Below are 14,357 nucleotides of genomic sequence, written 5' to 3'. Positions count from 1 at the left end.
GCGCCGTGAACAAGGCATCCCAGCGCCTCTGGCGCACCAGTCCGCTGCTCTACATCGCGCTCGTCGTCGCGGTGCTCTTCTCGGTCTACCCGTTCTACTACATGGTGGTCATCGCCACCCGTAGCCTCGACCAGATCAACGACGTGCCGCCGCCGTTCACCCCGGCCGGCGAGTTCGGCGCGAACTTCGGCCGGGTGCTCGACAACGACGCGGCGAACTTCCTCACCGGCCTGCTCAACTCGGTGATCGTCTCCCTGGTGGTGACGGTCTCGGTGGTGATCACCGGGTCGCTGGCCGGCTTCGCCTTCGCCAAGCTGCGGTTCCGGGGTCGCAACGCGCTGCTGCTGACGATCATCGTGACCATGATGATCCCGACCCAGCTCGGTCTGATCCCGCTCTGGGGCATGATCCAGGACCTCGGCTGGTACGACACCCTCTACGCGGTGACCGTGCCCTTCCTGGTCAGCGCGTTCGGCGTGTTCATGATGCGGCAGTACGCCATCCAGGCCATCTCCGACGAGCTGATCGAGGCGGGCCGGGTCGACGGCGCCAGCACCTTCCGGATCTTCTGGAACATCGTGCTGCCGGCGTTGCGCCCCGCCGCCGCCGTGCTCGGCCTGCTCACCTTCATGGAGACCTGGAACTCCTACCTCTGGCCGTACGCCGTGCTCACCCCCGAGAACCCGACCCTGCAGGTGTCGTTGGCGTTCCTGTCCTACGCCTACTACACCGACTACTCGCAGGTGTTCGCCGCGACCGCCATCGGCACCGTGCCGTTGGTGATCGTGTTCATCGTGTTCGGCCGCCAGATCATCGGCGGCATCATGGAAGGCGCCGTCAAGTCGTGAGCAACCCGACCCACCCGCCCGCTGTCGGCGTACTCGACCAGGGGACGGAACTGACCTTCCCGCCCGGCTTCCTGTGGGGCGCGGCGACCGCCGCGTACCAGATCGAGGGGGCCGCCGCCGAGGGCGGCCGGACCCCGTCGATCTGGGACACGTTCAGTCACACCGAAGGGCGGGTGGTCTCCGGGCACACCGGGGACGTGGCCTGCGACCACTACCACCGGATGCCCGACGACGTCCGGTTGATGGCCGAGCTGGGCCTCAAGTCGTACCGGTTCTCGGTCTCCTGGCCGCGGGTGCAGCCCGGCGGCACCGGCGGCGCCAACCAGGAGGGCCTGGACTTCTACCGGCGGCTGGTCGACGAGCTGCTGGCCAACGGCATCGAGCCGTGGCTCACCCTCTACCACTGGGATCTGCCCCAGCCGCTGGAGGACGCGGGCGGCTGGCCGGCCCGGGACACCGCCGGTCGGTTCGCCGACTACGCGTCCCTGGTCGCGGACGCCGTCGGCGACCGGGTGAAGTACTGGACCACGCTCAACGAGCCGTGGTGCTCGGCGTTCCTCGGTTACGGCTCCGGGGCGCACGCCCCCGGGCGGTCCGACGGGGCGGACTCGGTCCGGGCCGGGCACCACCTCATGCTCGGTCACGGGCTCGCCGTGCAGGCCCTGCGGGCGAAGCTGCCGCAGGCCCAGCTCGGTGTCACGGTCAACCTCTACCCGGTCACCCCGGCCACCGACGCCCCGGGCGATGTCGACGCCGCCCGCCGGATCGACGGGTTGGCCAACCGGTTCTTCCTCGACCCGCTGCTGCGCGGGTCGTACCCGGCGGACCTGACCGCCGACCTGGCCGAGGTGACCGATTTCGGACACGTCCGCGACGGCGACCTGGAGATCATCTCCACTCCGCTGGACCTGGTCGGGATCAACTACTACAGCCGGCACGTGGTGGCCGCGCCGGTCGCCGGCGAGGAGCCGGAGAAGTACTGGCGGGCGCCATCCTGCTGGCCGGGCAGCGAGGACGTGCGGTTCGTCACCCGGGGTGTCCCGGTCACCGACATGGACTGGGAGATCGACGCCCCGGGCCTGGTGGAGACGCTGCGGCGGGTCCACGAGGAGTACACCGACCTGCCGCTCTACGTCACCGAGAACGGCTCGGCGTTCGTCGACACCGTGCAGGACGGTCGGGTCGACGACGTCGACCGGTTGGCCTACTTCGACGCCCACCTGCGGGCCTCGCACGAGGCGATCGAGGCCGGGGTGCCCCTGCGGGGCTACTTCGCGTGGTCGCTGATGGATAATTTCGAGTGGGCCTGGGGTTACACCAAGCGCTTCGGGATGATCTGGATCGACTACGACACCCAGGCCCGTATCCCCAAGTCCAGCGCCAGGTGGTACGCCGAGGTGATCCGACGCAACGGTCTGGCCGCACAATAGGCAGAGGCCAGCCAGCATTCCGGACGGCCCCGCCGCGCCGCCCGCCCCCGGGGGCGGACGGCGGGGACCGTCCGACGTCGGAGGAGCAGACGATGACAACGCAACGCACCCGGTCACTCGGGCGCCCGACCCTCGACGCGGTCGCCGCCCGCGCGGGTGTCGGGCGGGGCACGGTCTCCCGGGTGGTCAACGGCTCACCCCAGGTCAGCCCGGAGGCCCGGGCCGCCGTCCAACAGGCCATCGCCGAACTGGGGTACGTCCCGAACCGGGCGGCACGGGCACTGGTCACCCAGCGGACCGATTCGGTGGCCCTGGTGGTCTCGGAGTCCGGGGAGCGGGTCTTCACCGAGCCGTTCTTCGCCGGCATCGTCCGGGGCGTCAGCTCCGGCCTGCTGGAGACGCCGCTGCAACTCTGGCTCGCCATGGTGCAGTCCCCGATCGAACGGGAACGGGTCGAGAACCACCTGACCAACCAGCACGTCGACGGGGTCCTGCTGCTGTCGCTGCACGACTCCGACCCGCTGCCCACCCTGCTGGAGGAGCGCGACCTGCCCACCGTGCTCGGCGGTCGGCCGGCCCGGATGCTGCGCCCGGGTGCGCGGCCGTCCTGGTTCGTCGACGTCGACAACGTCGGTGGCGCCCGCAACGCGGTGCAGCACCTGGCCCGGCAGGGTCGCCGCCGGATCGCCACCATAGCCGGCCCCCAGGACATGGGCGCCGGCCTCGCCCGCCTGGTCGGCTACCGGGAAGCGGTGGAGTCCACCGTCGGGATGCTCGACCCTCGCATGATCGCCTACGGGGACTTCAGCGAGGGCAGCGGCGCGGCGTGCATGCGCCGGCTGCTGGAGGCCTGCCCCGAGCTGGACGCGGTCTTCGTCGCCTCCGACCTGATGGCGTTCGGCGCGCTGCGGACGCTGCGCGAGTCGGGCCGGCGGGTGCCCGAGGACGTGGCGATCATCGGATTTGACGACTCGCCCGTCGCCCAGCAGGCTGACCCGCCGTTGACCACGGTCTTCCAGCCGGTGGAGGAGATGGGCCGGCAGATGGCCCGGCTGCTGGTGGCCCGCATCCGGGGCGACGAGATCCCCACCCCGCACATCCTGCTGGACACCGAACTCATCCAGCGTGCCTCCACCTGAAACGCTTCGACAGCTCCGACCTCCACCTCCGGCCCGCCGCCGGGTGGCCTGACGCGCCGGTGGCGTCGGTTCGGCACCAGCGGCTCAGGCTCGGGACCAGCGGCGCAGTTCCCGCTTGGCCAGGGACGCGCGGTGCACCTCGTCGGGACCGTCGGCGAGCCGCAGGGTGCGGGCCTGGGCCCAGAGCCCGGCGAGCGGGGTGTCCTGGCTGACCCCGGCGCCGCCGTACCCCTGGATCGCCTTGTCGATCACCCACTCGGCCATCGCCGGCGTAGCGATCTTGATGGCCTGGATCTCGGTGTGCGCACCCTTGTTGCCGACGGTGTCCATCAACCAGGCGGTCTTGAGCACCAGCAGCCGGGCCTGCTCGATCCGCACCCGGGACTCGGCGATCCACTCCCGGACCACGCCCTGCTCGGCGAGCGGCCGACCGAACGCGATCCGCTCGTTGGCCCGCCGGCAGAGCAGCTCCAGGGCCCGCTCGGCCATCCCGACCAGGCGCATGCAGTGGTGGATCCGGCCCGGCCCGAGCCGGGCCTGGGCGATGGCGAATCCGCCACCCTCGGCACCGACCAGGTTCTCCGCCGGCACCCGGACGTCGACGAAGTCGATCTCGGCGTGCCCGCCGTGCGGGGCGTCGGTGTAGCCGAAGACCGTCATGCCCCGCCGGACGTGCACGCCCGGGGTGTCCCGGGGCACCAGCACCATGCTCTGCTGGCGGTGCCGGTCGGCGTCCGGGTCGGTCTTGCCCATCACGATGAACAGTTCGCACCGGGGGTCCATCGCCCCGGACGACCACCACTTGCGCCCGTTGACCACGTAGTGGTCGCCGTCGCGGACGATCCGGGTGGCGATGTTGGTGGCGTCGGAGGAGGCCACCTCGGGCTCGGTCATGCAGAACGCCGAGCGGATCTCGCCGGCCAGCAGCGGGGTGAGCCACCTGTCGCGCTGCGCCCCGGTGCCGAACTCGGCCAGCAGTTCCATGTTGCCGGTGTCCGGGGCGGCGCAGTTGACCGCCTCGGGGGCCAGGTGCGGGCTGCGCCCGGTCAGCTCGGCGAGCGGAGCGTACTGGAGGTTGGTCAGCCCGGCGCCGTAGCGCGGATCGGGCAGGAAGAGGTTCCACAGGCCGCGCCGTTGCGCCTCGACCTTCAGCCCGTCGAGCACCGGCGACCGCGACCACGGGTCACCCGCCGCCACGACCTGGGCGGCGTGCACCGGCTCGGCCGGCAGGACGCACTCGTCGAGGAACGCGCCGAGCCGCTCCCGCAGTTCGACGGTACGGGCGTCGTAGCCGAAGTCCATCAGTTCCCCCTGAGCGCGCGCAGACCGTGCTCCACCAGCGGCGTCACCATCTCGCCGATCCGGTCGAACCCACCGCCGAGGGTCTGCCCCAGGGTGTGCCGGTAGTGGATGCCCTCGCAGATCACCGCGAGCTTGAAACAACCGAGGGCCAGGTGCCAGTGCAGCGGCCCCACGTCGACGCCGCTGCGGTCGGCGTACCGGGCGATCAGCTCGCCGCCGGTGGGGAAGCCGGCGCGCGGGCCGAGCCCGTCGGCGACCGGGTTGCCCTCGGCGAGGTCGCTGTCGCCGAGGACGTCCCAGTACGTCAGCAGCAGCCCGAGGTCGGCCAGCGGGTCGCCCAGGGTGGCCATCTCCCAGTCCAGCACCGCCCGGACCGACACCGGGTCGACCGTGGTGAGCAGGTTGTCCAGCCGGTAGTCGCCGTGCACGATCCGGCCGGCGTTCACCCCCTCGGGCACCGAGGCGGCCAGCGCGTCGCGCAGCTCGTCCACCCCGGGCAGCTCCCGGCTGCGGGACCGGTCGAGCTGGCCGGCCCAACGTCGTACCTGCCGGCCGAGGTAGCCCTCCGGACGGCCGAAGTCGGCCAGCCCCACCCCGGCCGGGTCGACGGTGTGCAGCGCGGCGAGGGTGTCCATCATCGCCCAGGCCAGGTCGCGACGTTGCGCGTCGGTGAGCGGGTCGGTCTGGGCCCGGGTGCGCAGCACCTCGCCCGGCACCCGGCTCATCAGGTAGAAGGGCGCCCCGATCACCGCCGGGTCGGCGCAGAGCAGGACCGCTTCGGGCACCGGCACGGCGGTCGGTGCGAGCGCGGCGATCACCCGGTGCTCGCGGGCCATGTCGTGCGCGGTGGCCAGCACGTGACCCAGCGGCGGGCGGCGCAGCACCAGCTCGCGTCCGCCGCAGTGCAGCAGGTAGGTCAGGTTGGACTTGCCGCCGGCGATCAGGCTGGCCCGCAGTGGCCCGTCGGCCACCAGCTCCGGACGGTGCGTGGCCAGCCACCCGGCCAACCGGCCGAGATCCAGCCCGGGCGGCAGCCGGTCGCCGGGGGAGCCGCCGTCGTGGGACGCGTCGACGGCCGGCTCGGTCATCCGCATAGTTGATGGCAGGTCAGCCGGGTTGTCAAGGTCAGCGATTTTCCGCCCGGGACATGCCACGGCAACAGGGGCGAAATGGTCAACCGGCAGGCTGGGGACCAGCCTGCCGGCCGTGTGCGGTCGGCCCGCCGAGCGGAGGGACAGACATGTTGCTGAGAGTTCGGGTGACCCTGCCGGACCGACCCGGGACACTCGGCCAGGTGGCCCGCACGCTCGGCGTCTCCGGCGCGGACATCGTCCAGGTCGTGGTGCTGGAACGGCTCGGTGGCCGGGCGGTCGACGACTTCACGGTGGTCTGGCCCGGCGCCGCCCGGGTCGAGGGGCTGCTCGCGGGGCTGGCCGCCATCCCCGGGGTGCGCGTCGACGGGGTGTGGCGGGCGATCGGCGCGCCGACCACCACCGGTCAGGACGCCGAACTGCTCGCCCAGGTGGCGGCGAACCCCACCGACGGGGTGGCCACCCTGGTCGATGCGGTGCCGGGGCTGCTCGCGGCGGACTGGGCGGTGGCGGCCGTCGTGCCGGTGGACTGGGCCTCGCGGGCCGGCGCGGGGACGGCGACCGTCGGGCACGCGAGCTGGCGTGCGCCCGAGCCGCCCCGGCTGCCCGAGGTGACCCCGCTGCGGGCCCGCACCCTGACCATGGCCGACGGCACGCACTACGCGATCGCGCCGTTCGGCCGGGCCGGGCTGGTGCTGGTGGTCGCCCGGGACCACACCGAGCCGCTGACCGCCGCCGGGTTCCACGCCACCGAGGTGGACCGGCTCGCCCAGCTCGTCCGGGCCAGCGCGGTGATCCTCGGCGACCGGCTCGACATGGTCGGCCCGCCGTCGGTGACCACCGTCACCTGACCTGGGCGGACGGTTGCCGGTGCGACACCGCCGGGCAACGCCACGGCAACAGGCCGCGGGCAGGCTTCGTGCTGGGGAAGGGAGTGGACATGGCGCTGTGGCGGGTTCGCGCGACCGTGGACGACCGGCCGGGATACCTGTCGGTACTGACCGCGAGTCTCGCGTTGCGGGGGGTCAACATCCTCACCGTGCAGGTGCACACCACCGAGGTCGGTGCGGTCGACGACTTCCTCGTCGACGCGCCGGACACCCTCGACGAGGCGGATCTGATCGCCGCCGTCGAGCGGGGCCGGGGCCGGGACTGCTGGGTCGCCCGCAGCGAGGCGCGGGGTCTGGCCGACCAGCCGACCCGGGTGCTCGGGCTGGCCACCCGGCTGGTCGGTGACCCGGAACTGGCAGGTGAGGTGCTCCGGGCCACGCTCGGCGCGGACGAGGTGACCTGGCGTCCGACGGCTTCCGTCGGGCACGACGCGGTGGGCACCACGACCATGCTGCTGACCGACCCGGCCGGCGGCTCGTACGAACTGCGCCGGCAGGCGCCCAGCTTCACCCCGGCCGAGTACGCGCGGGCGCAGGCGCTCGTCGAGTTGGCGGCGGCGGTGGCCCGGCGGGAGGCCGACCGGGTGGTCGTGGTGCTGCCCGACGGGGCGGAGCTGACCGTCCGGCCGGCGACCTCCGACGACCTGGCGGGCGTGGTCGACCTGCACGGGCGCTGCTCGGCCCGGAGCCGGCAGCGGCGCTACCTGAGCGGGGCGGCGGCGCCCTCGCCGGCCCGGCTGCGCCGGCTGCTGGAACCAGCCCGGGGGTTGACCCTGGTGGCCACGACGACCGGCTCCGACGGGGCGGCGGAGTCGGTCGTCGCGCTGGCCAACCTGCTCGCCGAGGGCGACGAGGCGGAGGCGGCGCTGCTGGTCCGGGACGACTGGCAGCGGCGTGGGCTGGGCACCGCCCTGCTGCGCCGGCTGCTCGCCCACGCCGAGCGGGCCGGGTTCGCGGCGCTGGTCCTGCACACCCAGGCGGAGAACACGCCGATGGTGCGTACGGTGGCCCGGCTGGGCCGGTCCGCGCCGATCGAGCGGGACGGCAGCCTGCTCACCGTGACCGTCGGTCTGTCCGCCCGGGTGGGCGACGGCCCGGTCGCCGACGGGCCCGGTCGGCCCGGTGCGGCCGTGATCGGTCCCCGGCGGACGGGCGCGACCGGCGGGGTCTGCTGACGACCGGGCACCGCTCATCGAGACAACCCGTGTGGCACCGGGCGGGGGCTTCCTTCCGGTGCGTGGCCGAACTCCGATGCGGAGAACGGTGTACAGGCAGGGCCCCCGGTGCGGGGGCCCTGCCCATGTCCGGGCCTGCTCCGGCCAGGTGACCCCGGGAGTGCCGCCTCCCCGGGCCGGTGGGGTGGCGGTCAGCCGAAGCGGACGCCGGCCCGGCGGTGTCCGGAGACGCAGAACCGGTTGCCCTCGGTGTCGGCGAGGACGACGTACGGCAGCTGGCCGGGTTCCGGCTCGGCGGGGTAGTGCGGCCAGTCGACCCGTTCGGCCCCCAGACCGCACAGCCGGTCGACCTCGTCGTCGAGGTCCCGGTCGCCCGCGTGCAGGTCGAGGTGGATGCGGGGGAAATCCGACACCGGGCTGACGCTGACGTCCATCGCCAGCGGTACCCCGGTGGCGCCGGCCGGCGGTTCCAGCACGATCCACCCGTCCCCCGGGTAGCGGGGTGGCCGGCGGACGTAGCCGAGGGCCCCGGCCCAGAACCGGCCGGCGCGCCGGTCGTCGGTCACCCCCAGGGACACCTGTTCGATCATCGACATCGATCAAGGCTAGTCCGGTCGGTGCGATGGCGCCCGGGGAGCTTCTTCCGGTGTCGTCGGGGTTGGCCCCTTCACAAACCGATGACCGAACGATTACATTGGCGCACATCCATGGGAGCGCTCCCGCGACTCCTTCGGTCCTCTCACCACCACCCGCCTCCGGCGACGCCCACCACCCGCGACGCCCCGTCCCCGCGTCCGGTGGGCGTCGCCGGAGGCACCATCGACAGGAGTTCCGCATGCAGCACCCGAACCGGCCCGGCCGGTCGGGCGCGGGCCGGCCCCGGCTCCGCCGCCTGCTCGCCGCCGGTGCCGCCCTGGCCAGCGGTCTGACTCTGGCCATCGGCGCGCTCCCGCTCACCGCCGGGGCCGCCCCCACCGCTGCCGGGCGCGCCGAGGCCGCCGGCACCGGAATGTTCAACTATCCCGAGGCGCTGCAGAAGTCGCTGCTGTTCTACGAGGCGCAGCAGTCCGGCAAGAAGCCGTCCTGGAACCGGGTCTCCTGGCGGGGTGACTCCGCGCTCACCGACGGGGCCGACGTCGGCGTGGACCTCACCGGCGGCTGGTACGACGCCGGTGACCACGTGAAGTTCGGTTTCCCGATGGCGTTCAGCGCCACCATGCTCGCCTGGGGCGCGGTCGAGTACCGCGACGGGTACGTCGCCGCCGGCCAGCTCACCCCGCTGCTGAACAACCTGCGTTTCGTCAACGACTACTTCATCAAGGCGCACCCCTCGGCCAACGTGCTCTACGGGCAGGTCGGCAAGGGCGACGACGACCACAAGTGGTGGGGTCCGGCCGAGGTGCTGCCGATGGCGCGGCCCGCGTACAAGATCGATGCGAGCTGTGGCGGGGCGGACCTGGCGGGGGAGACGGCGGCGGCGATGGCCGCGTCGTCGATGGTGTTCCGGCCCACCGACGCCGCCTACGCCGACAAGTTGCTCACCCACGCCAAGCAGCTCTACACGTTCGCCGACACGGTCCGTAAGAGCTACCACGAGTGCATCACCGACGCGACGAGCTTCTACAAGTCGTGGAGCGGTTACCAGGACGAACTGGTCTGGGGCGCGATCTGGCTGCACCGGGCCACCGGCGACGCCGCCTACCTGGCCAAGGCCGAGAGCGAGTACGACAAGCTCGGCACCGAGCCGCAGTCCACCACCCGGTCCTACAAGTGGACGATCGCCTGGGACAACAAGCAGTTCGGGGCGTACGTGCTGCTGGCCAACCTGACCGGCAAGCAGAAGTACGTCGACGACGCCAACCGGTGGCTCGACTACTGGACGGTCGGCGTCAACGGTCAGAAGGTGCCCTACTCGCCGGGCGGGATGGCCGTCCTCGACTCCTGGGGCGCGCTGCGGTACGCCGCCAACACCAGCTTCGCGGCGCTGGTCTACAGCGACAAGACCACCGACGCCACCCGCAAGGCCCGGTTCCACGACTTCGCCGTCCGGCAGATCAACTACGCGCTCGGCGACAACCCGCGCAAGTCCAGCTACGTGATCGGGTTCGGCAGCAACGCGCCGAAGAATCCGCACCACCGCACCGCCCACGGCTCCTGGTGGGACAGCCAGACCGTGCCGGTGGAGACCCGGCACGTGCTCTACGGCGCGCTGGTCGGCGGCCCGTCGGCGGCCAACGACGCCTACACCGACAGCCGGTCGGACTACGTGATGAACGAGGTCGCCACCGACTACAACGCCGGTTTCACCTCCGCCCTGGCCCGGCTGTCCCAGGAGTACGGCGGCAGCCCGCTGGCCGACTTCCCGGTGGCCGAGAAGCCGGACATCGCCGAGCTGAGCGTCGAGACCACGGTGATGCAGGCCGAGCCCCGGGCCACCGGGCTCAAGGCGATCATCTACAACAAGTCGGCGTTCCCGGCGCGGGCGCTGACCAACGGCAGGTTCCGCTACTACTTCCGCCCCGAGGGCAGCACCGCCGTGCAGGTCACCCCCGGCTACACCCAGGGTTGCCCGTCGCCGTCGACCGCGAAGCAGCTCTCCGGCGACATCTGGTACGTCGAGGTGGACTGCACCGGTCAGACGATCGCCCCGGCCGGGCAGTCGCAGCACCGGATGGAGGTGCAGTTCAAGATCGGCGTACCGGAGGGCGGCACCTGGGACCCGACCAACGACCCGTCGTACCAGGCCACCGCCGGCCCGAACCCGAAGGTGCCGCTGTACGCCGGGACCACCCGGGTCTGGGGTGACGAGCCGACCTCGACGCCGACGGACACCACCCCGCCCACCGTCCCCGGCACCCCGGTCGTCTCGGCGATCGGCCCCACCTCGGTCACGCTGACCTGGCCCGCCTCCACCGACACCGGCGGCAGCGGCGTGGCCGGCTACGACGTCGTGCGCGAGACGGTCGGCAGCGACGTGATGATGTCCCACCGCACCACCACCAACAGCCTGACCCTGACCAACCTCTCGCCGGCCACCAACTACCGGTTCTCGGTCATGGCCCGCGACGGTGCCGGCAACAGTTCGTTGTGGTCGTCGGCGCTCGCGGTGGCCACCCCGGCGGGCACCGGTTCGGACACCACCGGTCCGACCCCGCCCGGCACCCCGACCGCGTCGAACGTCGGCCCGACCGGGCTCACCCTGAGCTTCACGCCGTCCACCGACAACGTCGGGGTCACCGGCTACCGGGTCTACAAGACGTCCTGGCCGGCCCATCTCGTCGTCGCCACGGGCACCGGCACCACCGTCCAGGTGACCGGGTTGACGCCGGACACGTCGTACGGGTTCTACGTGGTGGCGGTGGACGCGGCCGGCAACCCGTCCACCCCGTCACCGACGGTCACCGTACGGACCACCGGATCGGTGACCCCGCCGCCGACCACCCCGCCGCCGACCACCCCGCCCCCGACCAACCCCGCGTCGTCGTGCAAGGTCGGTTACACCACCAGCGACTGGACCAACGGCTTCACCGCCAGCATCACCGTCACCAACACCGGCACGGCCGCGCTCAACGGCTGGACGCTGGCCTTCACCTTCCCCAGTACGGGGCAGAAGATCGGCCAGGGCTGGTCGGCGACGTACGCCCAGACCGGTACGGCGGTGACCGCGACCAGCATGAGCTACAACGGGGCGCTGGCCCCCGGTGCGTCCACCAGCATCGGTTTCAACGGCACCCACACCGGCAGCAACCCGAAGCCGACGAGCTTCACGCTCAACGGGGCCACCTGCACGGTCTCCTGAGCATCGACATGACGTGGCCGGCACCGCACCTGCGGTGACCGGCCACGTCGCGTCGGCCCCGCCGGACCAAAAATGTTCCGAAACTTTTCCGAAACACCTTTGTTCCTGCCGGTGCAGGATGGAAACATCGATGGCACTAGATTTAACAACCGAAGGCATCCGGCCGTCCCGCCCCGACGGCCCGGGTGTCGGCCAGCAAGGAGACCACGATGGCAACGAGTCCATCCGTTCCCCCCGGCGGGAGTCGGCGACGGCGGTCGCCCGCCGTCCGGGCACTGCTCGCCGGCGCGGTCAGCGTCGTGACGGTGGCGGCCGCCGCCGTCATGATGCCGTCGGCGAACGCCGCCGCGACCACGCTGGGCGCGGCCGCCGCGCAGTCGGGCCGGTACTTCGGCACGGCGATCGCAGCCGGCCGGCTCGGCGACTCGACGTACAGCACGATCGCCGGCCGCGAGTTCAACATGATCACGGCCGAGAACGAGATGAAGCCGGACGCGACGCAGCCCCAGCGCGGCCAGTTCAACTTCAACTCCGGTGACCAGATCTACAACTGGGCGACCCAGCGCGGCCTGAAGGTCCGTGGGCACACCCTGGCCTGGCACGCGCAGCAGCCCGGCTGGATGCAGAGCCTGAGCGGCAGCACGCTGCGCCAGGCGATGATCGACCACATCAACGGCGTGATGGGCCACTACCGGGGCAAGCTTGCCGCCTGGGACGTGGTGAACGAGGCGTTCGAGGAGAACGGCAGCCGCCGGTCGTCGAACCTCCAGGGCACCGGCAACGACTGGATCGAGGTGGCCTTCCGCACCGCGCGGGCCGCCGACCCGTCGGTGAAGCTCTGCTACAACGACTACAACATCGAGAACTGGTCGTACGCCAAGACGCAGGGCGTCTACCGGATGATCCAGGACTTCAAGTCCCGGGGCGTGCCGATCGACTGCGTCGGCCTGCAGACCCACTTCACCGGCGGCAGCTCGCTGCCGAGCAACTTCCAGACCACGCTGTCCAGCTTCGCCGCCCTCGGGGTGGACGTGGCGCTGACCGAGGTCGACGTCACGAACTCCTCGACCACCCAGTACGCCGGGCTGACCCAGGCGTGCCTGAACGTGCCGCGCTGCATCGGCATCACCGTGTGGGGCGTGCGCGACAGCGACTCGTGGCGCTCCAACGAGAACCCGCTGCTGTTCGACGGCGGCGGCAACAAGAAGGCCGCGTACAACTCGGTCCTCAACGCGCTCAACGCGGCGCCCCCGACCTCCGGGCCGACCACGGGCCCGCCCACCACGCCCCCGCCCACCACGACCCCGCCGCCGAGCGGCGGCGCCGGCCGGATCGTCGGCGTGCAGTCGAACCGGTGCATCGACGTGCCGAACTCCACCCAGACCAACGGCACCCGGGTGCAGCTCTACGACTGCCACGGCCAGACCAACCAGCAGTGGACGTACACCAGCGGCAAGCAGTTGCGGGTCTACGGCACCAAGTGCCTGGACGCCAACGGCGCGGCCACCGCCAACGGCACCGGAATCATCATCTGGGACTGCAACAGCGGGGCCAACCAGCAGTGGAACATCAACGCCAACGGCACCATCAGCGGCGTGCAGTCCGGTCGCTGCCTGGACGTCTGGGGCACCGGCAACGGCCAGCAGGTCCAGCTGTACGACTGCCACGGGCAGACCAACCAGCAGTGGCGCACCGACTTCGGTGGCAGCACCCCGCCGCCGACCACCACCACCCCGCCGCCGACGACCACGCCGCCGCCCTCGGGTGGCTGCGCGCTCCCGTCGACCTACCGGTGGTCGTCGACCGGCGCGCTGACCAGCCCGAAGAACGGCTGGGTCTCGCTGAAGGACTTCACCAACGTCGTCTACAACGGCAAGCACCTGGTCTACGGCTCGTACGTCAACAGCAGCGGCCAGTACAGCTCGATGAACTTCGGCACGTTCACCAACTGGTCGGACATGGCCTCGGCCAGCCAGAACGGCATGAGCCAGGGCACCGTCGCGCCCACCCTGCTGTACTTCGCCCCGAAGAACATCTGGGTGCTGGCGTACCAGTGGGGACCGACCTCGTTCAGCTACAAGACGTCGAGCGACCCGACCAACGCCAACGGCTGGTCCTCGGCGCAGACGCTGTCCACCGCCACCCTGCCGGACGCCCCGTACGGTGTGATCGACCAGACCCTGATCGGCGACGACCAGAACATGTACCTGTTCTTCGCCGGGGACAACGGCAAGATCTACCGGTCGAGCATGCCGCTGGGGAACTTCCCGGGCAGTTTCGGTTCGAGCTACACGACGATCATGACCGACTCGACGAACAACCTGTTCGAGGGTGTCGAGGTCTACAAGGTGGCGGGCCAGAACCAGTACCTGATGATCGTCGAGGCGATCGGGAGCCAGGGGCGCTACTTCCGGTCGTTCACGTCCAACAGCCTGGGCGGCTCGTGGACCCCGCAGGCGGCCAGCGAGAGCAACCCCTTCGCCGGCAAGGCCAACAGCGGCGCCACGTGGACCAACGACATCAGCCACGGTGACCTGGTCCGCACCAACCCCGACCAGACCAAGACCATCGACGCCTGCAACCTGCAACTGCTCTACCAGGGCAAGGACCCCAACGCGGGCGGCGACTACAACCTGCTGCCGTGGCGGCCGGGTGTCCTCACCCTCCAGCGCTAGGCGCACCT

General features: G+C 71.6%; 10 protein-coding genes. 7 read left to right on the top strand and 3 right to left on the bottom strand.

Going from position 1 to position 14,357, the window contains the following annotated elements:
- The first annotated feature begins 5 nt into the window (after positions 1 to 5).
- The 3 genes from ACN260_RS20895 (at position 6) to ACN260_RS20885 (ending at position 3,417) form a co-directional block, all read left to right on the top strand.
- A complete protein-coding gene (locus ACN260_RS20895) occupies positions 6 to 848 on the top strand; it encodes a carbohydrate ABC transporter permease (protein WP_422752676.1) in 843 nt (280 codons plus the stop codon).
- Positions 845 to 2,278, top strand: a complete 1,434-nt coding sequence (locus tag ACN260_RS20890; protein ID WP_422752675.1) for a GH1 family beta-glucosidase — start codon at positions 845 to 847, stop codon at positions 2,276 to 2,278. The genes ACN260_RS20895 and ACN260_RS20890 overlap by 4 nt, the downstream gene beginning before the upstream one ends.
- A 92-nt stretch (positions 2,279 to 2,370) precedes the next feature.
- Positions 2,371 to 3,417: a LacI family DNA-binding transcriptional regulator gene (locus ACN260_RS20885; protein WP_088645450.1), complete on the top strand. Its 1,047-nt coding sequence runs from the start codon at positions 2,371 to 2,373 to the stop codon at positions 3,415 to 3,417.
- Between the two features lie 84 nt (positions 3,418 to 3,501).
- Here ACN260_RS20885 and ACN260_RS20880 read toward each other — a convergent pair whose 3' ends face one another.
- Entirely contained in the window at positions 3,502 to 4,719 is a 1,218-nt protein-coding gene (locus ACN260_RS20880) for an acyl-CoA dehydrogenase family protein (protein WP_422752674.1), read from the bottom strand.
- Entirely contained in the window at positions 4,719 to 5,807 is a 1,089-nt protein-coding gene (locus ACN260_RS20875; protein WP_422752673.1) for a phosphotransferase family protein, read from the bottom strand. Before ACN260_RS20875 ends, ACN260_RS20880 begins: the two co-directional genes overlap by 1 nt.
- 152 nt (positions 5,808 to 5,959) lie before the next feature.
- Between ACN260_RS20875 and ACN260_RS20870 the strand changes: the two genes are divergently transcribed.
- Positions 5,960 to 6,661 (top strand): amino acid-binding protein, encoded by a 702-nt coding sequence (locus ACN260_RS20870; RefSeq protein WP_422752672.1) that lies wholly within the window; start codon positions 5,960 to 5,962, stop codon positions 6,659 to 6,661.
- Between the two features lie 89 nt (positions 6,662 to 6,750).
- On the top strand, positions 6,751 to 7,875 hold the full coding sequence (locus ACN260_RS20865; protein ID WP_422756778.1) for a GNAT family N-acetyltransferase: 1,125 nt from the start codon (positions 6,751 to 6,753) through the stop codon (positions 7,873 to 7,875).
- Between the two features lie 191 nt (positions 7,876 to 8,066).
- Here ACN260_RS20865 and ACN260_RS20860 read toward each other — a convergent pair whose 3' ends face one another.
- The gene (locus tag ACN260_RS20860) at positions 8,067 to 8,471 is read right to left on the bottom strand and encodes a VOC family protein (RefSeq protein WP_422752671.1); all 405 of its coding nucleotides are present in this window, start codon (positions 8,469 to 8,471) and stop codon (positions 8,067 to 8,069) included.
- 239 nt (positions 8,472 to 8,710) lie between these two features.
- On the opposite strand from ACN260_RS20860, the gene ACN260_RS20855 reads away from it, so the two are divergent.
- Entirely contained in the window at positions 8,711 to 11,674 is a 2,964-nt protein-coding gene (locus ACN260_RS20855) for a glycoside hydrolase family 9 protein (RefSeq protein ID WP_422752670.1), read from the top strand.
- 209 nt (positions 11,675 to 11,883) lie between these two features.
- Entirely contained in the window at positions 11,884 to 14,349 is a 2,466-nt protein-coding gene (locus tag ACN260_RS20850; RefSeq protein WP_422752669.1) for a non-reducing end alpha-L-arabinofuranosidase family hydrolase, read from the top strand.
- Positions 14,350 to 14,357 lie beyond the last annotated feature (8 nt).

It is taken from the genome of Micromonospora sp. WMMD708 (genome assembly GCF_049315245.1).
GTDB lineage: Bacteria > Actinomycetota > Actinomycetes > Mycobacteriales > Micromonosporaceae > Micromonospora > Micromonospora wenchangensis.
Note: the sequence above shows the minus strand (reverse complement) of the source record. Positions and strands in the feature narration are given on the sequence as shown.

What these genes read in the sequence shown, in the direction of transcription:
- ACN260_RS20865 (WP_422756778.1), top strand. Translation starts at nt 6,751, where the DNA reads ATGGCGCTGTGGCGGGTTCGCGCGACCGTGGACGACCGGCCGGGATAC.
- ACN260_RS20855 (WP_422752670.1), top strand. Translation starts at nt 8,711, where the DNA reads ATGCAGCACCCGAACCGGCCCGGCCGGTCGGGCGCGGGCCGGCCCCGG.
- ACN260_RS20860 (WP_422752671.1), bottom strand. Translation starts at nt 8,471, where the DNA reads ATGTCGATGATCGAACAGGTGTCCCTGGGGGTGACCGACGACCGGCGC.
- ACN260_RS20875 (WP_422752673.1), bottom strand. Translation starts at nt 5,807, where the DNA reads ATGACCGAGCCGGCCGTCGACGCGTCCCACGACGGCGGCTCCCCCGGC.
- ACN260_RS20885 (WP_088645450.1), top strand. Translation starts at nt 2,371, where the DNA reads ATGACAACGCAACGCACCCGGTCACTCGGGCGCCCGACCCTCGACGCG.
- ACN260_RS20850 (WP_422752669.1), top strand. Translation starts at nt 11,884, where the DNA reads ATGGCAACGAGTCCATCCGTTCCCCCCGGCGGGAGTCGGCGACGGCGG.
- ACN260_RS20880 (WP_422752674.1), bottom strand. Translation starts at nt 4,719, where the DNA reads ATGGACTTCGGCTACGACGCCCGTACCGTCGAACTGCGGGAGCGGCTC.
- ACN260_RS20870 (WP_422752672.1), top strand. Translation starts at nt 5,960, where the DNA reads ATGTTGCTGAGAGTTCGGGTGACCCTGCCGGACCGACCCGGGACACTC.